At 37.2% G+C, this 19,968-nt stretch carries 21 protein-coding genes; 6 read left to right on the top strand and 15 right to left on the bottom strand.

The genetic code is table 11. From position 1 onward, the window contains the following. Positions 1-118 precede the first annotated feature (118 nt). The 12 genes from trmFO to R8923_RS04660 all read right to left on the bottom strand — a co-directional run bounded on the left by trmFO (position 119) and on the right by R8923_RS04660 (position 12,588). Positions 119-1,441, bottom strand: coding sequence for an FADH(2)-oxidizing methylenetetrahydrofolate--tRNA-(uracil(54)-C(5))-methyltransferase TrmFO (trmFO, locus tag R8923_RS04715; protein ID WP_485871605.1), 1,323 nt, complete (start codon positions 1,439-1,441; stop codon positions 119-121). A 75-nt stretch (positions 1,442-1,516) separates the two neighbouring features. Next, positions 1,517-3,595, bottom strand: a complete 2,079-nt coding sequence (topA, locus tag R8923_RS04710; protein WP_485871604.1) for a type I DNA topoisomerase — start codon at positions 3,593-3,595, stop codon at positions 1,517-1,519. 248 nt (positions 3,596-3,843) lie between these two features. Next, the gene (dprA, locus tag R8923_RS04705) at positions 3,844-4,686 is read right to left on the bottom strand and encodes a DNA-processing protein DprA (protein ID WP_485871603.1); all 843 of its coding nucleotides are present in this window, start codon (positions 4,684-4,686) and stop codon (positions 3,844-3,846) included. A gap of 145 nt (positions 4,687-4,831) precedes the next feature. Continuing rightward, positions 4,832-5,590, bottom strand: a complete 759-nt coding sequence (locus R8923_RS04700) for a ribonuclease HII (RefSeq protein ID WP_485871602.1) — start codon at positions 5,588-5,590, stop codon at positions 4,832-4,834. After that, positions 5,587-6,444 (bottom strand): ribosome biogenesis GTPase YlqF, encoded by an 858-nt coding sequence (gene ylqF / locus R8923_RS04695; protein ID WP_485871601.1) that lies wholly within the window; start codon positions 6,442-6,444, stop codon positions 5,587-5,589. The genes R8923_RS04700 and ylqF overlap by 4 nt, the downstream gene beginning before the upstream one ends. Positions 6,445-6,457: 13 nt before the next feature. Continuing rightward, entirely contained in the window at positions 6,458-6,997 is a 540-nt protein-coding gene (sipZ, locus tag R8923_RS04690) for a type I signal peptidase SipZ (RefSeq protein ID WP_485871600.1), read from the bottom strand. 99 nt (positions 6,998-7,096) lie between these two features. Beyond that, complete coding sequence (gene sipY, locus R8923_RS04685; protein ID WP_485871599.1) at positions 7,097-7,651, bottom strand: type I signal peptidase SipY; 555 nt, start codon at positions 7,649-7,651, stop codon at positions 7,097-7,099. Positions 7,652-7,755: 104 nt separating this feature from the next. Continuing rightward, positions 7,756-8,307, bottom strand: coding sequence for a type I signal peptidase SipX (gene sipX, locus R8923_RS04680; protein WP_485871598.1), 552 nt, complete (start codon positions 8,305-8,307; stop codon positions 7,756-7,758). A gap of 121 nt (positions 8,308-8,428) precedes the next feature. Further along, on the bottom strand, positions 8,429-9,688 hold the full coding sequence (clpX, locus tag R8923_RS04675; RefSeq protein WP_485871597.1) for an ATP-dependent protease ATP-binding subunit ClpX: 1,260 nt from the start codon (positions 9,686-9,688) through the stop codon (positions 8,429-8,431). Between the two features lie 163 nt (positions 9,689-9,851). Beyond that, the gene (tig, locus tag R8923_RS04670; RefSeq protein WP_485871596.1) at positions 9,852-11,135 is read right to left on the bottom strand and encodes a trigger factor; all 1,284 of its coding nucleotides are present in this window, start codon (positions 11,133-11,135) and stop codon (positions 9,852-9,854) included. A 108-nt stretch (positions 11,136-11,243) separates the two neighbouring features. After that, positions 11,244-12,176, bottom strand: coding sequence for a tetratricopeptide repeat protein (locus R8923_RS04665; protein WP_485871595.1), 933 nt, complete (start codon positions 12,174-12,176; stop codon positions 11,244-11,246). Between the two features lie 196 nt (positions 12,177-12,372). After that, the gene (locus R8923_RS04660; RefSeq protein WP_485871594.1) at positions 12,373-12,588 is read right to left on the bottom strand and encodes a helix-turn-helix domain-containing protein; all 216 of its coding nucleotides are present in this window, start codon (positions 12,586-12,588) and stop codon (positions 12,373-12,375) included. 151 nt (positions 12,589-12,739) lie between these two features. Between R8923_RS04660 and R8923_RS04655 the strand changes: the two genes are divergently transcribed. The 5 genes from R8923_RS04655 (at position 12,740) to R8923_RS04635 (ending at position 17,064) form a co-directional block, all read left to right on the top strand. Then, positions 12,740-13,138 (top strand): helix-turn-helix domain-containing protein, encoded by a 399-nt coding sequence (locus tag R8923_RS04655; RefSeq protein WP_485871593.1) that lies wholly within the window; start codon positions 12,740-12,742, stop codon positions 13,136-13,138. A gap of 11 nt (positions 13,139-13,149) precedes the next feature. Beyond that, complete coding sequence (locus R8923_RS04650; RefSeq protein WP_485871592.1) at positions 13,150-13,548, top strand: helix-turn-helix domain-containing protein; 399 nt, start codon at positions 13,150-13,152, stop codon at positions 13,546-13,548. Between the two features lie 110 nt (positions 13,549-13,658). Then, the gene (locus R8923_RS04645) at positions 13,659-14,852 is read left to right on the top strand and encodes a PrsW family glutamic-type intramembrane protease (protein WP_485871640.1); all 1,194 of its coding nucleotides are present in this window, start codon (positions 13,659-13,661) and stop codon (positions 14,850-14,852) included. Positions 14,853-15,005: 153 nt separating this feature from the next. Further along, positions 15,006-15,827, top strand: a complete 822-nt coding sequence (gene proB, locus R8923_RS04640; RefSeq protein WP_485871591.1) for a glutamate 5-kinase — start codon at positions 15,006-15,008, stop codon at positions 15,825-15,827. Further along, positions 15,820-17,064, top strand: a complete 1,245-nt coding sequence (locus R8923_RS04635; protein ID WP_485871590.1) for a glutamate-5-semialdehyde dehydrogenase — start codon at positions 15,820-15,822, stop codon at positions 17,062-17,064. Before proB ends, R8923_RS04635 begins: the two co-directional genes overlap by 8 nt. Positions 17,065-17,142: 78 nt before the next feature. Here R8923_RS04635 and R8923_RS04630 read toward each other — a convergent pair whose 3' ends face one another. Then, positions 17,143-18,063, bottom strand: coding sequence for an alpha/beta fold hydrolase (locus R8923_RS04630; protein WP_485871589.1), 921 nt, complete (start codon positions 18,061-18,063; stop codon positions 17,143-17,145). A 163-nt stretch (positions 18,064-18,226) separates the two neighbouring features. On the opposite strand from R8923_RS04630, the gene R8923_RS04625 reads away from it, so the two are divergent. Beyond that, positions 18,227-18,691 carry a hypothetical protein gene (locus R8923_RS04625; protein ID WP_485871588.1) on the top strand — a complete coding sequence of 155 codons (465 nt, stop codon included), beginning with the start codon at positions 18,227-18,229 and terminating at the stop codon, positions 18,689-18,691. Between the two features lie 29 nt (positions 18,692-18,720). Here R8923_RS04625 and R8923_RS04620 read toward each other — a convergent pair whose 3' ends face one another. Then, entirely contained in the window at positions 18,721-19,182 is a 462-nt protein-coding gene (locus R8923_RS04620; RefSeq protein WP_485871587.1) for a threonine/serine exporter family protein, read from the bottom strand. A gap of 13 nt (positions 19,183-19,195) precedes the next feature. Then, entirely contained in the window at positions 19,196-19,954 is a 759-nt protein-coding gene (locus tag R8923_RS04615; protein ID WP_485871586.1) for a threonine/serine exporter family protein, read from the bottom strand. Positions 19,955-19,968: the final 14 nt, after the last annotated feature.

Genomic DNA, 19,968 nt, shown 5'->3' with positions numbered 1-19,968 from the left:
TTTAACTACTTCAACTTAGACTCAAACAGCTTTTATTAGATGTGGGATAATTCAAAAAATTAAAGTTGCATTTTCCGAAATATTATTACAAAAGAAAGACCGAACACGAAGTTCGGCCTCATTTATTATAATCGTTTTCAAGTACTTCTGCAACTTTTTTTATAGCATTTAATGCTCGATTGGCAAGCTGCTCGTTTCGTTCTTGCTTCGCTCTAATCTTTTCGGATAGCTCAGGAAATAAGCCAAAGTTAACATTCATAGGTTGGAAAGTTTTCGTATTTGCATTTGTAATATAATGGGCAAGACTACCTATCGCACTTTCAGATGGAAACTCTATTAACTCTTTTCCTAATACATATTGCGCTGCATTAATTCCAGCAGCTAAGCCACTAGCAGCCGACTCTACATAGCCTTCTACACCTGTCATTTGACCAGCAAAAAATAGATTTTCACGTGTTTTAAGTTGATACGTATTTTTCATTGCTTTTGGAGAATTAATAAATGTATTACGATGCATAACACCATAACGAACAATTTCAGCATTTTCTAATCCTGGAATAAGTCCAAAGACACGTTTTTGTTCGCCCCATTTAAGGTGTGTTTGAAATCCTACCATATTGTAAAGTGTTCCTGCCGCATCATCTTGACGCAGTTGCAAAACCGCATATGGTCGCTTACCAGTTTTTGGATCTTCTAAGCCAACGGGTTTTAAAGGACCAAATAGCATTGTTTTAATTCCACGTTTTGCCATGACTTCGATAGGCATACACCCTTCAAAAAATACTTCTTTTTCAAACTTTTTAAGTTCAGCAGTTTCAGCAGTTACAAGCGCCTCATAAAATGCATTAAATTCTTCTTCTGTCATTGGGCAATTTAAGTAAGCTGCTTCACCTTTATCATATCGTGATTTTAAGTAAACTTTGTCCATGTCAATGCTATCTTTTTCGATGATAGGAGCAGCAGCATCATAAAAATACAAATATTCTTCTCCAGTAAGATTTTGTATTTGTTCTGCTAATGCTTCGCTTGTCAATGGACCTGTTGCAATAATAGTAGTGCCTTCAGGAACTTCTGTCACTTCTTCAAGATGAACAGTTACGAGAGGGTGGTTTTTCACCTTATCGGTAATATAACCAGAAAATTCGTGACGATCCACTGCAAGCGCTCCTCCTGCTGGAACTGAGGCACGATCAGCTGATTCAATAATGATAGAATCCAACATACGCATCTCTTCTTTAATAACTCCTACAGCATTTGTCAAACCGTTAGCACGGAGTGAATTGGTGCATACAAGTTCCGCAAATTTATCAGTATGATGCGCCGGAGTTTGTTTAATCGGTCGCATTTCATACAAGTCTACAGCAATTCCTCTTTTTGCAAGTTGCCAAGCTGCTTCACTTCCAGCTAGCCCAGCTCCAATGACATTAACTCTTTTTTCCAAAACAAAAATTCCCCTTCCATTAACCTATAAATAGATGGACGAGCCAACTTCACAATTGAAATTGGCTCTATCCTGCTATTTTTGTGTCTCTTCTTTATAATCACAATTCGTACATTGAATCTGAATACCTTTTTTCAACTTTTTCTCAACTAAGGCCTGTTCGCCACATTTTGGACACGGACGTTCAACAGGTTTATCCCATGATACATAATCACATTCAGGATAACGATCACACCCATAAAAAATACGCTTCTTCTTACTCTTACGTTCAATTACATGTCCTTTTTTACATTTTGGACAAGTAACACCAATCTCTTTCACTATCGGTTTAGTATTTCGACAGTCAGGAAATCGACTACATGCAAGAAACTTACCATATTTACCCATTTTGAAAACCATTGGAGCTCCGCAAACATCGCAGTCAATCCCAGCAGGCTCATCTTTGATTTCGATTTTTTCCATTTCTTTATCAGCGCGTTCAACATTTGGTTCGAAACTCTTGTAGAATTCATCAATGACTCGAACCCATTGCTGTTTTCCATGTTCTACTTCATCTAATTCAGACTCCATATTTGCCGTAAAACTAACATCAAGGATTTCAGGGAAATACTCTTCAATTAGCTCGTTTACAATCTCCCCAAGCTCTGTTGGCATGAAACGCTTATTAGTAAGAGATACATAGTTCCTACGCTGAATAGTATCTAGTGTAGGCGAATACGTGGATGGTCGTCCAATTCCTATTTCTTCAAGCGTCTTAACGAGTCTCGCCTCTGTATAGCGGGGAGGTGGTTGAGTAAAGTGTTGACGCTGTTCAAGCGTTTCGTAGTTCACCTTGTCGCCTTTTTCTAGGTCTGGAAGAATATTTTCTTTTTCTTCTTTATTATCGTCATTACTTTCAACATACACTTTCATGAATCCAGCAAATTTAATTTTTGAACCATTTGCTCTAAACATGACACCATTATTATCTAAGTCAACTCGCATCGTATCTAGGACAGCTGGAGTCATTTGACTTGCAACAAACCGTTCCCATATTAATTTATAAAGTCGAAGTTGATCACGACTTAAATATTCTTTCATTTCTTGCGGTGTTCGTAAAACACTAGTAGGACGAATGGCTTCATGTGCATCTTGAGAGCCTTTTTGGTTTTTATCATTCCGCTTCTTATTTCTTGCAAACTCATTTCCATAAGTCTCCTTAATGAAGGAATAAGCTTCATTCGTTGCCGTATCAGAAATCCTAGTCGAATCAGTACGCATATACGTTATTAGCCCGACAGTTCCTTGTCTCCCAAGCGCAATACCTTCATAGAGTTGTTGAGCAAGCATCATGGTTTTACGGGTTCTAAAATTTAGTTTCCTAGCAGCTTCTTGTTGTAATGAAGAGGTTGTAAAAGGAGCAGCGGGATTGCGAAGTCGTTCTTTTTTAGTTACATCAATAACTTCAAAAGTTTTCCCTTTAATTTGTCCCATAATTTCTTTTACATCATCTGCATTACTCAGCTTCCTCTTCTTACCATTTACACCATAAAAATTGGCTTGGAAGGCTTTTTTTCCTTTTTTGAAATTGCCATCAATCGTCCAATATTCTTCGGGTTTAAAGTTGTTAATTTCCTTTTCTCTATCGATGATAAGACGGAGTGCTACTGATTGAACACGCCCAGCACTCAGTCCTTTTTTTACTTTTTTCCATAATATTGGGCTAATATTATAGCCGACTAAACGGTCTAAAATACGTCTTGCTTGTTGCGCATCTACTAAATCCATATCAATTTTCCGTGGATTTTTAAAGGATTCTTTTACAGCATCTTTTGTAATTTCATTAAAAACTACTCGTAAATCGTCAGACTGATCAAGCTCAAGGCTATTTGCTAAATGCCAAGCAATTGCTTCTCCTTCGCGATCTGGATCGGCTGCAAGATAGACTTTCTTCGCTTTTTTTGCTGCCTGTTTTAATTCTTTTAACACTGGCCCCTTCCCGCGAATTGTAATATAACGCGGTTCAAAATTATGATCTACATCAACACCCATCTGACTTTTTGGTAGGTCACGTACATGTCCCATGGATGCTTTTACTTGGAATTTTTTGCCTAGATACTTTTCTATTGTTTTTGCTTTTGCTGGTGATTCTACGATAACTAAATAATCCGCCATTGGCTTTTTCCTCCCTGATTTGGGTCAAATAAGCGGGCTAAATAATGATTTCTTATTTTCTGCCTCGCTAATCGTTTACTTCTTCTAAATTGATATCCAATTCAGTAGTCAATAATAGCTCTTTCAAAAACTTTTGTCAATCCGCTTTTTTAAAATACGCTATTTTTCGACCATTCTTAAGCAAACTTATATCAAAAAAACAGGAATTGCAAGCCAAATCACTTCGCTCAGTTATAAATTCTTCATATTTAGTTAATTTCTTCTATTATATGCATAGTCTGTGAGACAAGTTTCGCACCTTCCAAAATTAAGCCATTTGTTCCACTAGACCCAGTTGCAAAAATATTTCCTGGAACTCCAAAAATTTCTCGATTTTGCTCGAGTGCATAGCTTGCCGTCACTAGTGAGCCACTTTTTTCTTCCGCCTCTGTAATGAGCACACCTTTTGCCAATCCACTCATGATTCTACTACGTTCTTCAAAAAAACTTTTTCTAGCTTGCTGGCTTGGTAAATATTCACTAACTAGAACATTTTCTCCCACTTTTATTCTTTCAAATAATTCTTCATTGTTATGGGGATATGGTACATTAAAACCAGATGGTAACACACAAATTAAGTGCCCTTCTGCCTTTAAAACACTCCTCGTCGCAGTTTCTTCGACACCATGCAGAATCCCAGTTACAACTACTATATTTTGTTTACAAAGTCCTATTGTTAAAAATTTAGTTACCGCTCTCCCGTAATGTCTCATTTTATGTGTTCCAACGACTGATATAGAAGGTTTGGAGAGTAGTGCTATATTTCCGTAGATTAAAAGAATTGGTGGAGCGTTTTGAATTTCACGCAACTGACTTGGATACTCTTCATCAAAATAAAACAGAAACTGACCTCCAGAGTCTTCAAACTCTGAAAGTTCCGTTGTAATATCTTCGACCCCTAACCCCTCTTCATTTTCTAAAAATAATGTTTGAAATTCATGCTCTTCATAAGAGAAACATTCTTTATCTAAACAGTATTGCCAAATTCTTGCTCTAAGAACTGCAGGCAAATACAATAATTCCTGCCATGTGTTTTTATTAAGTAAATCCATATCTTAGCCTCCTTTTTTTCTATTTTACGTAAAAGTTATAATTTGACAAATGGCAAAAATAACTTTTTTCAAGCATAAAAAAAGAGTACTTCCTAAGAAATACTCTTTTCATAATCTGTTCAACTTATTTTAAGCTACTTTAAACTTAAAAATACGATCTTACAGGTGCAAATGTCTTTCGATGAATCGGACAGGGACCGATATTCGATAACCCCTCTAAATGATTTTTCGTTCCGTATCCCATATTATGAGCAAAATCATACCCTGGATATTTCTTATCATATTCTTTCATTAAATGATCCCGCGTAACTTTAGCCAAAATAGAAGCAGCCGCAATTGAGATACTTTTGCTATCACCTTTAATAATTGATTGTTCAGTAGATGAGCGTTTTAATGGCATCGCATCAATTAAAGTAAAATCAGGCGACGGCAAAAGTCCGTCAATTGCCTTATTCATCGCAATTTTAGTTGCTTCATAAATGTTGACTTCATCAATAATAGAATGCGAAACAATCCCAACATGATAGGTAATGGCTTTTTTCTTAATTTCATCAAAAAGAATTTCTCGTTTTGTCTCACTAAGTTGCTTGGAATCATTTATTCCGAGCACATCAAAATCCTCCGGCAAAATAACAGCTGCCGCAACAACAGGACCCGCAAGCGGACCACGACCAACTTCATCGACGCCCGCAACATAGCGAAAACCTTTTTGCCGAGCCTCATTTTCAAAAATTTGCATCTCACGCATTTTTTCTTGAAGCTGATATACTTTTTCAATCCGTTTACGCGCTTTTTCAACGAGCTTTTTAACCCCTATTCGCTCATCTTGAAGAAAAGGAGAGAGTTCCTTTTCTGTATTAACTTCACTTATAATCTGTTTTATTTCGTTTATTGAGTGACTCACTTTTTATCACCCAATTCTGGTAAGTCAAAGGAGATTTTGCCGACTTTTTGCTGCCTAATTTCGCGCACTATCCACTCTGCTCCGCGTCCATAATCAGGATCATGATATTTATCAAAATAACCATTTTTTGTAGCAATCTGGGCTAATATCTCTGTATCGTCTGTTGCACTAACGAAATCCAGCCATTCTGTTAATTTTGTTGTATAATGTTGCTCTAAAAAATGTATACCGTATAAGGCAATTTCTTCCATGTTTAAAAGATCGTCTTTAATTGCACCTGTAAGTGCTAGTTTAAACCCTACTTCTTGATCTTCAAACTTCGGCCAAAGAATTCCTGGTGTATCAAGTAATTCAAGTGTTTTGCCCACTTTTATCCATTGCTGTGCTTTTGTGACACCTGGTTTATTCCCCGTCTTAGCAATGTTTTTTCTGGCTAGTCGATTTATAAGTGTAGATTTTCCTACATTAGGGATTCCTAAAATCATAGCACGAATAGCCCTTGGACGCATTCCACGCTCCTTTAGACGTGCAAATTTTTCAGCCATAAGCTCTTCGGCTGCACGTTCAATTGCATGGAGATTTTTGCCTTGCTGCGCATTGACAGGAACTGCTTTTAAACCTTTTTCTTTAAAATAGGCAATCCATTCCTTTGTTATTTTATCGTCTGCTGCGTCCGCTTTATTTAGGATAATCACGCGTTTTTTTTGATGAATGATTTCTTCAAGCATTGGATTTGATGATGATAGTGGGATTCTAGCATCCACTAGTTCAAAAATCACATCTACAAGTTTTAATTTTTCGGTCACTTCTCGACGAGCTTTCGCCATATGACCTGGGAACCATTGAATTGTCATGAAATGTCTACTCCTACTCAATAAATTTTGCATCTGCAAGAGGCCAGTAACAAACAGGAACAGTCCCAACCATCTTCGTTTCTGAAACTGGTCCAATGATTCTACTATCTCGACTTGCTCTCCTATTGTCACCTAACACAAAATAAGTGTTTTTTGGCACCTTACCATCTGGAAGCATCTCTTTTGTACTATAATCTTCCGTCAAATAACCATCTTTCATTTTCTTCTTATACTCGTCTAAATATGGTTCGTCATATTTTTTTCCGTTAATATAAAGTGTGTCTCCTCTGTATTCAACGACATCACCTGGGAACCCAATGACACGTTTTATATAATCCGTTCCATCTTCGCGAAAAACGACTACATCAAATCGGTCTACAGAGCCATAACGATTGATAATAACGCGATTACCATCTGTTAATGTTGGCATCATCGAAACACCGTCTACAATGATTGGAACAAAAAAATAAAAGCGAATAAATAAAGCGAGTATAATCGCAACTACCGCCGCCCAGATCCATGCCCATAATCTTTTAAGATTTTTTTCCTTCAACTTTATTGCACCGCCTACTAATTAATTCCATACTTTCATTATATACGAAAAAAATAGCCATGAATAGGAAAACCCGCGAGATAATCTCGCGGATTTACTTTATTTTTTTGAAAACTGGAGCACAACACCATCAATCGATGAATCATCAATAAAGCCAAACATGCGTCCGTCCATGCTTCCTTCACGGTTATCACCTAAAACAAACAGCTTTCCTTTTGGTACAACACTTTTACCAGTTACATCTGCTAAAGTGAAATCCCCGTCCCCGTCCCCCGGCTCTCGGTATGTTTTCATACCGTCCGCAAGATAAGTTTCTGGATGCCTTTTTCCATTTAGATAAAGCTCACCATTTTTAAACTCAATTTTGTCACCAGGAATGCCGATAACACGCTTAATGAAGTATTTCCCCTCGTCGCCAGTTGAAACCGGTGCATCAAACACAACAATATCATAGCGATCAGGACCAGTTATTTTTTCAATAAAAACGCGATCCCCGTTTTCATATGTTGGATACATAGATAATCCATCTACTTTTACTGGAGCAAAAACAAAAGTTCTAACAAGAAGTGCAATTACTAACGCTGCAGCAATAACAAGTACCCAACTAAAAATTTGCTGTTTTTTTGATTTCTTTTTCACTTCATTTTCTTCCATTTGCGACTTCCTCTCATGCACATACATAATAAATATTGTGTCCTTAAATAGACAACATGACCTATTATCCCATTTATTTTTTTTGATGTAAAGTCATATAAAGCTTATCTTTGTAAAGTGTTGCCAAACGAAATTACTTTACCAAGAACATCGTCCTCTTTAATAAAACCAATATAGCGACTATCTTTGCTTATTCGGCGGTTATCGCCTAAAACAAATAGTTCACCTTTTGGAACTTTATTCACGCCACCGCAAGCAGGCAATTCACTTAGTTTAAAATCCTCTGTTAAATATCCACTTGTGATACTTTCTTTTTCACTATCTAAGTATGGTTCATCATATTTTTTCCCGTTAATATAAAGCTCATCTGAACGATATTCAACTGTATCACCCGGTAGACCAATGACACGTTTGATATATTCAGCTCCCTCTTCATCGGGGGCTGGGAAAACAATAATATCGAATCGATCGGGATTAGCCATCTTGTTAATAAATAAATGTTCCCCGTCATGTAAAGTTGGATCCATAGAATCCCCATAAACAGTGACTGGTGAGATGAGGAAGTAGCGTATTCCAAACGCAATAATAAGCGCTAATAAAATGACCTTTAGCCATCCAAATATGGCTGACTTAGGTTCTTTGTTCTTCGTTTCCATAAGACCCCTCATTCCATCCATTTCATTTTCTTGATTATAGCATGAAAAAGTTTGAAAGCTATAATAAAATGCCCCTTTAATATGCAAAAACCAGTATTCTATAAGAATACCGGCTTTTTACTTAAGCAGAGGTTTTAATCGGAATGACAGAACCATCTTCTAACTGCAGTTTAGGTTCCTCATCACCTGTCACAGCATCTTTTGTGATGATACATTTTGCTATGTCATCTCGTGAAGGAATTTCAAACATCACATCAAGCATGATACTCTCAATAATCGAGCGAAGTCCTCTGGCACCAGTTTTTCTATGAATGGCTTCTTTCGCAATTTCACGCAACGCCTCTTCTTCAAATTCTAACTCAACATCATCAAGTTCCAACATTTTTTGATATTGCTTAACAAGAGCATTTTTTGGTTTAGTTAAAATGGAGATAAGCGCTTCCTCGTCTAATTGTTCAAGAGTAGCAATAACTGGAAGACGCCCAATGAATTCCGGAATTAAACCAAACTTAAGCAAGTCTTCAGGGACGACTTTTGATAAATAAGTTTCCTCTTCTTTTAGAACTTCATTTTCCGTTCCAAAGCCGATTACTTTTTCACCCATTCTGTTCTTAACAATTTGCTCAATGCCATCAAATGCCCCGCCAACAATGAATAAAACATTACTCGTATCAATTTGAATAAACTCTTGATGTGGGTGTTTTCGACCACCTTGAGGCGGAACGCTAGCAACAGTTCCTTCTAAAATTTTAAGAAGTGCTTGTTGAACACCTTCACCAGAAACATCTCGTGTAATGGATGGATTTTCTGATTTTCTCGCTACTTTATCAATTTCATCAATATAAATAATGCCTTTTTCAGCCTTCTCAACATCATAATCAGCAGCTTGAATAAGTTTTAATAAGATATTTTCAACATCTTCTCCAACATAACCAGCTTCCGTTAATGATGTTGCATCGGCAATCGCAAAAGGTACATTTAGAATGCGTGCAAGTGTTTGAGCAAGGAGTGTTTTCCCACTACCCGTCGGACCGATTAAGCAAATATTACTTTTTGAAAGCTCTACCTCGTCTTCAGAAGACTCATTAGAGTTGACTCGTTTATAATGATTATATACAGCTACAGATAATGCTTTTTTTGCACGTTCTTGTCCAATTACATAATCACTTAAAATGTGTCGAATTTCTTGAGGTTTTGGAACATCACCAAAATCAACGAATTCCGAAACATTTAATTCTTCTTCAATGATTTCATTACAAAGCTCAATACATTCATCACAAATATAGACGCCAGGTCCGGCAACAAGTTTTCGAACTTGATCTTGTGATTTTCCACAAAAGGAGCATTTCAATTGGCCTTTTTCATCATTAAATTTGAACAAATCTTCTTCACCCCTTCGTTCTATTCAGCCGAAATCTTTTCGACCTTATGATTTTATCATAGCACTATAGAAAAAGAAATTCTAGTTATTCATTTACTATAAAGAAAGGACACGAGAAGATTCTCATGCCCTTTTGGCTGTTTTGCTTCAAATGACTGTTTGCTTATTTTTCAACAGCACTTTCCACTAAAACATCAATGGCTTTACGGATTTTAAGGTCAGATTTAAGTTCACTTAAATCGCCAAGAGCAGCACGGACAGCATCTGTTTCCATTCCGTATTTTTCTGCAAGAGTAGCTACTTCAGCATCAATAGCATCTTCAGTAGGCTCAATGTTTTCTGCTTCCGCGATAGCTTCTAAAACGAGATTCATTTTCACACGTTTTTCAGCATCTGTTTCCATTTGTGCATGCATTGCTTCTTCTGTTTGTCCAGTGAATTGGTAGTACAATTCTGGAGTAAGACCTTGCGCTTGCAAATCTTGAGCAAAATGGTTCATCAAATGATCCGCTTCGTGATGAATCATTGCGTGTGGAATGTCTACTTCTGCATTTTCAACTGCTTTCGCAATCACTTCATCTTGTTTTCCTTGAACAGCAGCATCTTCTTTAGCTTCTTTCAAACGTTTTGTTACTTTCTCCGTTAACTCAGCAACTGTTTCTACTTCTGAGTCAATATCTTTAGCTAGTTCATCATCAAGTTCAGGTACTTCTTTTGTTTTTACTTCATGTACTTTTACTTTAAACACGACAGGTTGTCCAGCTAAATTTTCAGCATGATACTCTTCTGGGAAAGTCACACTTAATTCTTTTTCATCGCCAGCTTTTGCACCAATTAATTGTTCTTCGAATCCTGGAATGAATTGGCCAGAACCTAATTCTAATGAATAGTTATCCGCTTGACCACCTTCAAAAGGTTCTTCGTTATGGAAACCTTCAAAATCAATGACTACAGTATCCCCATCTGCTGCTGGCTCTTCTTCTTTTACAACTAAGTCAGCTTGACGCTCAGTCAAAGTTTTAAGTTCTTCTGCCACTTCTTCATCAGTCAATTCGGAATCGCGTTTTTCAACTTCCAATCCTTTATAGTCCCCAAGTTTAACTTCTGGTTTTACAGTCACTTCAGCAGACAATTTCCAGTTTTCGCCTTTTTCCATTGACTCGATATTAACTTGTGGTGTATCTACTGGATCGATTCCAGCTTCTTCAACAGCTTTCGTGTAAACTTCTGGAAGGAGAATATCAAGCGCATCTTGATAAAGTGCTTCTTCCCCAAAACGTTGGTTAAAGATTTGACGAGAAACTTTACCTTTACGGAATCCAGGCACGTTTAGCGTCTTGCGAACTTTTTGGAAAGCTCTATCTAAACCTGATTTAATTTGTTCTTGATCAATTTCAAAAGAAAGTGTACCTACGTTACCTTCCTTTTTTTCCCATTTTACTGACATGGTCATATTCCCTCCATCATCTATTTAGTTCGATTTAAAATTCATTTCATGACAAGATTCAGCCATACTCAACCATAATAACATAAAAACATATGTTTTGAAAACAAATTAAAATAAATAATTTTGCCCACTTGCTTCTAATTTTCGGATGAAATTAAGGCCATTTTCAACTTCTTCAGATAAATCACTCGCTATTGTTCCTTCTTCTTGATTATATAGCTCATTTGCCCAAAGAATATAGCACTCTACCCATAAAGAAACATTTTTAGGTTTAAAGGAAAATGGGAATAACATGAAGTAATGATGTTGCACCATTTGAAAAATTTGCATGAATAATACCGGATTATCATTTTCCAAAACTAAAGCTAGTTCTGTTTCCAGTTCGTCCAAAAAAGAATCCGTTTCAAAGGACTTAGGATTAAAAACAGCTTCCTCACCCAGTTTACAAACTAAAACGTTTTCATCAATTTGGCATTCATGAAACAGTTCAAAAATGACAGATTGTACAAACGGCGAAGCTTTTTTATCCGATAAAGTAGCAGTAAAATTTGCTTTATGTGTTTCAATATCAGACTTGTTAACTTCACTTAAGAAAACAAGTTGGTCTTGGCTATTCAAAGAAAGAAAATCAGCTTGTGGTTTTCTAGCAATTAACTTTTTAGGAAATGGAATAATATTGTCTCTGCTCTCTATTTCTTGTTGCATTCGATTTTCTTCACTTGTGAATTGTCGAACGAGCATAAAATATTGATCCATTTCATCTAAATTTTGATATGTACTGGCCAGCTCACTTAAAATTTCTTTGTTGTAGCCTGTCATCATTAAAAATTCTTGACCAATTGATTTAGCCGTTTTATATTCTGCTCTTTGATTTAAAAGGCGAATAAATGCATGAGTGATTTTGAGGTTAGTTGGGTTTAGTGTATGTTGTGTTTCGAGATATTGAAATGCTTCGTTTTTTTCTTCAAGTGTTAGCTCATAATTTCGCTCCTGCATCATTTTAAGGATAATCGTTGGAAGCGAATCATTGTTCTTCTTCATCCTTACAGCTCCTGTCCTTCAATAGATTGGTTCATTCTATGTGATTTTAAGCGCATTGTCAACCATATAAAAAACGCCTCTTTTAAATTGTAGAGACGCTTACTTTTCTGGACTGATGATAAATCAACAGCCTTATTATGTGTGAGTATTTTAGTTTAGCTCAATTATCTTTTACTACTGCATTGTTTTCCTTATTTTAGTCACAGAAATCTGTTAACTCGCAGTTTAATATTTCGCTTAGAATTAGCGCATTTTGATAAGATAGTCTGACTAAACCCTTTTCAACATTGGAATAGCCACTTGTATATTTATAGCCCATCTCCCGCGATATAAACGCTTGTGTAATACCTCTACCAAGGCGAATCTCTCTAATTTTATTCACATTGATATTTTTGGTGTTTAACTGTTCCATCTTAGTAAGTCTCCTTTCACACAATATGAGTTTATAACAACATTTTAGCAACTCTTAAAGTGTATGTCAATTTATTTGCAATTCGTATCGGGTTGTTTTATACTTTATTTGTGTATAATATTGTATAATATGTGTAAAGGAGATGAAAAACATGACAAAACTAAGCCGTCAGTTGACAAACTTACGAGAAAAACGCGGTTGGACAAAAAGAGAGACTGCAAAGCGTCTTGGCTTAAATGCCCCTTCTACATATGGAAATTGGGAATACGGGATACGTGAACCAGATTTATCGACAGTAGCAGAAATTGCAACACTTTATGATGTTACGGTAGACTATTTAATCGGTGAAGATGATGAGGTACAAAACAAAAAACAAAACCCAAATAAAAATATTAAACTTGAACTTGAGCACATATCTGAGAAATTATTAGATGCGAATGAGTTGGCTTTTGGAGATGAACCACTAAAACCTCATAGTGCTGAATTTCTTAGAAAAAATATCCAGTTTATTTTGGATAACGCTGAATTAATAAATCGAATCACCGACTAGGAGTGGTATATATGGCGGATTTAAGTGCAAGACTTAAATTTCTACGCGAAAAAAAGGGTTGGTCAAAAGTTGAGGCAGCAAAACGAATTGGTTTAAAAGCCCCATCCACTTATGGAAACTGGGAATATGGCTTGCGTCAGCCTGACTTGGAAATGATTGCTAAAATAGCAAAATTATATGGTGTAAGTGTTGATTACTTACTTGGCGAAAATGATCTTCCCTCTTATGAAAAACAACATGCGAAAGTTTCTCCTGACATAACCATTTATGTTGAAGCAGTCTGTGAAAAATTGGAACTTGAAGAAAACTTACTTTTAGGTAAAAAGGCGCTTTCTGAAGCTGCTAAAGATTATTTAATTGAAAGTTTACAATTTGCTCTTAAGCAAGCAGAAAAATTGAATAAAATTTAATTGTTTGCCAAATAAAAAACACTTTTAAAGGAAGGTGTTTTTTATTTTTGGTTTAAATTTTAAAGATTGGTGGAATGTACTTTATGACTAACAAACGAGGGGGAGAATTTATGGAACGCTGGTATGTAAATAAAGATGGGCAGAAAAAAGGGCCCTATACTGAAGCCGAACTGGAAACACTGTTCCGAAAACATCAAATAAATGAATTGACTGAAGTTCAAAAAGAGGGAGAAAGTGACTGGCAGCCTTTACAGGAATCTTCTCTTAAATCTCATTTAAAACAGCATAGAAACGGGGTTTTAAGCAGTATTGATCATTTAACTGGTGAAGAGGAACATGCAAATCTAAAGGTTGGCGATTTATTTCGAGATGTTTTTAAAAAACATAAGAAAGGTGAAGCGAATAAGATTTTCATTGTTGGGACAGAAAGTACTACTCCTTCTGAAAATATGATTTCTGCTTCATGGCCAAAACCTTGGGTATACTCCCGAGTATTTATTATTCTCGCTATCACTTATGGATTACTTCTTGCGTGTACATATATTTTTGGAAATGCGAATACGATTCCTGGACTTATGGTAATTGGTTCATTTACGGTACCGTTTTCTGCACTTGTTTTCTTCTTTGAAACAAATGCGCCGCGAAATATTAGTATTTTTGACGTTGTGAAAATGTTTTTCATTGGGGGCGTTGCGGCTCTCGTTGCAACTCTAATTTTGTATAGCATTATTCCTGTTGGGAAACTAAATTATTTTAATGCTTTACTTGTTGGAATTATTGAAGAAACAGGAAAAATGGTCATTGTTGCACTCTTCATTAAATCACTTCGTTCTAAGTATGTATTAAATGGTCTTTTAATTGGTGCGGCTGTTGGGGCTGGCTTTGCAGCGTTTGAATCGCTAGGATATGCGTTCAATTATAGCCTTGAGGCATTTGCTTTAACCAAAAATGTTACTTTCGCAAGCGATACGATGCTCGAAATTATTTTCTCACGTGGTTGGCAGTCGATTGGTGGACATGTAGCTTGGGCTGCAATTACTGGTGCAGCGATTGTTCTTGCTAAAAAAGGCAGCGAAAATTTGGAAATGCAGCACTTATTTACTGGACAGTTTTGGAAACTGTTTATCATTCCAATTGTCCTCCACTTTTTATGGGATTGCCCGCTCAATCCATTACCTCAAATCGCGTTTAAACAAATTGTGCTTATTATCGTCGCGTGGGTTGTTATCTTGACTCTTATGAGTACGGGACTAAGACAGGTTTCACGACTTGGGAAAGAGCCTAAAACGACACGTTCTGCTTAGAAAGTCTATAGCTTGTTAGCTGAAACGTTTTGCGCACAATCTATCTGAGCTAGCTTCTAATATGGAGGCTAGCTTTTTTTGTGAAAATTAGCTGGTAAAAACTCCATTTTATAGTAAAATAGAGTTATTCTATTTTAAGAAGGAGAACGAAAAATGCGTGAATCTTTAAAGCAGTGTAAACGAATTGTAGTGAAGGTTGGAACGAGTACACTTATGTATGAAAATGGCAATATTAATTTGCGAACTATTGAAAAACTAGCTCGCGTTTTGTCTGAGCTTCGTAATGAAGGTAAGGAAGTTGTCCTCGTATCTTCTGGTGCGATTGGCGTCGGTTGTCGAAAATTGCAACTTTTAGAACGTCCAAAAACAATTCCTGAACAGCAAGCGATTGCGGCTGTTGGTCAAAGCGAATTGATGCATATTTATAGCAAACTTTTCGGTGAATATGGCTACACTGTTGGACAAGTTTTACTGACGCGCGACGTGACAGACTTCCCTATTAGCCGTGAAAATGTAATCAATACATTTGAAATGCTTATCTCACAAGGGACCATCCCAATTGTAAATGAAAATGACACGGTTGCGGTGGAAGAAATTGAGCATATTACAAAATTTGGTGATAATGACCGCTTATCAGCTGTTGTCGCTGAACTCATTCAAGCTGAGCTACTCATTATGCTTTCGGATATTGATGGCTTTTATAATACGAATCCACTTACAAATCCTAATGCTATGATGTTTAACGAAATCAATGAAATCACTGCTGATATTTTAAAACTTGCTGGTGGAAAAGGCTCTGAATTTGGTACTGGTGGTATGCTTACAAAACTTACTGCTGCAAGTCTGTGTTTACAAAACAATCAAAAAATGGTACTCACAAACGGGAATAATCCCGAAATTATTTATTCCATTATTTCTGGTGATCAAGTTGGAACGCTTTTCGCGCAAAAAAAGGAGGATATCTTAAATGGGTGAACTACAAACTAAAGGCAAACTCGCAAAAGACGCTAGCCGTTTCTTAGCTCTGGCTAGTACGAAACAAAAGAATGCCGCACTTGTTGAAATGAAAAACGGATTAATCGCGCATTACGAAGCTATTCTTTCTGCTAACGAAAAAGATATTAGAGATGCGGAACAAAATGGAACAGCAGACACGATGCTCGACCGTTTACGCCTTACTAAAGAGCGAATCCATGATATGGCAAACGGTATTTTGCAAATCGCTGAATTAGCGGATCCAATCGGTCATGTTGACCAGATGTTCCAAAATGAGGCAGGGCTTACAATTGGGAAAAAACGAGTTCCCCTTGGTGTCATTGGGATTATTTATGAATCAAGACCAAATGTAACCGTTGATGCAGCTGCCCTTTCTTTTAAAACAGGGAACGCTGTCATTTTACGAGGCGGAAGTGAGGCCATTCATTCGAATAGAGCGCTCGTCGCCATCTTGCGGCAAGCGATTGAACTTGCCGGCTTCCCTAAAACGGCAATTCAGCTTGTGGAAGATACGTCGCGAGAAACTGCCCGCGATTTAATGCGCCTAAATACATATTTAGATGTACTCATTCCGCGTGGTGGAGCACGACTTATTCAGACCGTGCTTGACACAGCCACGGTTCCGGTTATTGAAACGGGGACAGGAAATTGTCACGTTTATATTGATCAAGACGCCGATTTTGAGATGGCTACACGGATATTAGTGAATGCTAAAACGTCGCGCCCATCAGTTTGTAATGCCTGTGAAACACTTTTAATTCATGAGGCTATTGCTTCAGAGCTACTTCCAATTATCGAAACGGCGCTTGCGCCGTTTCAAGTTGAACTTCGAGCCGATGACTTAGCGCGCTCCTTTTTAACAAAAAGTGTGCCTGTAACTGAAGAAGATTTCGAAACTGAATTTCTGGACTTCATTTTAGCTGTTAAGATCGTGAAGAGCACAGATGAGGCTATTACGCACATCAATCGCTATGGTACGGGGCATTCGGAAGCGATTGTGACAAATCACTATTTTACTGGACTAAAATTCCAAAATGAAGTGGACGCAGCCGCTGTCTATATTAATGCTTCAACGCGCTTCACGGATGGTTTTGAATTTGGCTTTGGTGCTGAAATTGGCATCAGCACACAAAAATTGCACGCCAGAGGTCCAATGGGCTTACAAGAACTCACCTCCACTAAGTACATCATTTTTGGCGAAGGACAAATCAGATAAAAAAAGGCAGGGGAAATCCCCGCCTCTTTTTTCAACAAAAAATTTGCTGCACAAACGTTTATAAGCACATATTGTTTTTTAGTTGTCTGACCTTTTCGCCTCAAGCCAGCGAATAATATCTACAAATACGGTTTCCTTGCATGTTTCGTTAATTAATTCGTGGCGGGCGCCTTCGTATAGCTTGTAAGTCACATCAGACACGCCATTTTTAGCCAAAGTAACGGCAAGTTTTGGAATATCTTTACCGTAGTGACCGACTGGATCTTCTGTCCCTGATAATAAAAGTAGTGGCAAATTTGCTGGAACGCACGTAAAAGCTGTTTCCGCCTGTGACGCAGCAATCATAGTAAAAAGTGTGTGGAAAAAACCTGTTGTTCCGACAATTGGTCCTCCGAAAGGATCTTTTTCATAAGCTTTTTGTATGTTGCGGTCGCGTGTTAGCCAGCTAAAATTCGATGGTTCATGATATGTACGATTATAGCCCCAAAAAGCTAATTTATTTAGCATCTCACTGCGCTTTGATGGATTTTTTTTGATTTTCTGACTTGAAATCCACTTTGCTGCAGTCAAAAGTAACGGCGGTTGTAGCCCACTGCCACAAAGAATAATGCCGTTCGTCTTAAATTCCGCCATAAAAAGACGAATAATAAAACTTCCCATGCTATGCGCAAAAATAAAGTAAGGCAGTTCTGGATAGTTTTCCTGCGCGTAAAGTTGCACAGCTCGCTCATCGAGAACCAATTTCCGTACACTATCACTCGGCTCAATATGCCCAAGTCCTTCTTTGTTTAAAGCCGTTTTGCCAAACCCCCTATGATCATCAGCCAAAGCGATATACCCCGCTTTGTTCAAAGTTTCCGCAAATAAATTGTACCTAGCTCCGTGTTCAGACATCCCGTGAACAATTTGCACAATACCAATTGGTTTTTCCACCTCATCCCACACATAAAGGTGCAAGGATGAATGGTCATGCGTTTTCAACTTCATTTCCTTATACATAACGCCACCTCCCTTTTTTATTATAGCATGTATCTTTTTAGCTTTTTCTAGGTCTTTTGCATAGAAAGTAAAAAAATTGACAGTTCTTTTGATGGATTTCCTAAAAAACAATTGTTCAAAATTTCACATTATGATATCCTATACTTATAAGGAGATGATTCACATGTGCCAAAGTCTAGCACACATGCAAATGTACGATTATTTACTCAAAAAATATCGCAACAAGGAAATCTTTTCAGAAACAAAAATGGTTGTCGAAATAGATGGTAAACTTTGGGTTGGTGATTTTATACATCTAGAAGACTGCCATATCATTGAAACCGATTGGGATGATCAAAGATACACACGTGTTGAAAAAACTCGCGCCGCAATTAACAGTGAATTTGATGAAAAAATCCAAAACTCAAATGTTAATGTAAGTGAAAATCGTATTGATTCAAAAATTGGCAAGCTAAAAAATATTGAAATTTTATATGCGGAAATTAGAAGCTTTGTAGATACAATTGACAGTAAAGAAACTACGCTGCACCCCTTCTTCTACAATGCATTTTGTTTAGATACGCGTGTTAAGCTCCCTTTTCTTGACGTAACCGGGAAAGAAATTCATTTTGTTGCTTTGACAAAATAAGTTAACACACATCAATCAGACTGATTACCTCAGTCTGATTTTTTTGCCATTTTATTAATAGCCGGTTTAAAAATAAGCAAGAACAAGATATTTCCAATCGTAATCCCGCACGCAAGCGCCACCGCCGAACTAACAACATCGAAAAATGTAGCGGCGGCGGATGCCGTTTCCCCTATAAACAGCTCTTTAAAAACTTCGTAAAATGTAATTCCCGGCACAACTGGCACAAGCCCTGGAATAAAGTAAACGGTTGACGGATACTTCCGGATGTAGCTATATGTAAAGCTTAATGTGCTCAAAATAAGGGAACAAAAGAAGCTCGTAATAAAAACGCCAAATCCATTTGTGCTGAGGAAAAAATAACCTAGCCACCCCGCGCCGCCAACGATCCCCCCTGCAATAATCGTCTGTTTTGGAATACGGCATAAAAAGCCGAACGAACAAGATGCGATAAAACTAAAAACGAACTGATAAATGATTGTAAACGCCACTTTAATGCCCTCCTTATGATACGATTAAAATTACAAGCGCCACACCACAGCCAAGTGCAGCTGCGACAAACAAACTTTCAAATAGTCGAATGATGCCCGAAATATAATGACGCGCCATCAAATCACGAATGGCATTTGTAATACCAATTCCTGGTACAAGTGGTACAACCGTTCCAATCATCGTCAAATTAATATTTGTGCCAATCAAATTATAAATTAAATACCCTACTAACCCGCCAATAAATGTTGAAACAAACTCAAATATAAATGGATAATCTGCTAAATTGGTTAGCTTTTGAAAAATAAAATAGGCTAACATTCCTGAAATGATGCTACTTGGTAAATCCGTCCAATTGCCGCCAAAAATAAGTACAATCGAGCCACTTAAAAGTCCTGTAAAAAGTAGTTGCTTCCACATGGCATCATTTGAGCCATCTAAATTGAGTTTATTTAACTTATCATGCATTTCAGAAAGCGAAATTTGACCACTTGTATAGTCACGGGAGATTTGATTCACTATGACAACTTTTTCCAAATTATAGCCACGTGTATCAATTCGTAAGAAACTACTTTCAAGTAAATTTGTCTTCACAAAAACACCGGAAAGTGTTACATATGTATAATAACTTTTGGCAGCCACTTCCCCCATACTTTTGCGAATAATCCGTTCCATCGTGTCTTCCACACGAGAAGTCTCTGCTCCGTTTTCAAGTAAAATTTTCCCAGTTAAAAGAGCTGTTTGAATAATAAATTGGTTTTCACTCTTTTCCATCTTCACCCCACCTT

The organism is Listeria tempestatis (assembly GCF_963575625.1).
GTDB lineage: Bacteria > Bacillota > Bacilli > Lactobacillales > Listeriaceae > Listeria > Listeria tempestatis.
The sequence above is the reverse complement of the archived record's forward strand: the minus strand, read 5'-3'. Positions and strand labels throughout refer to the sequence as shown.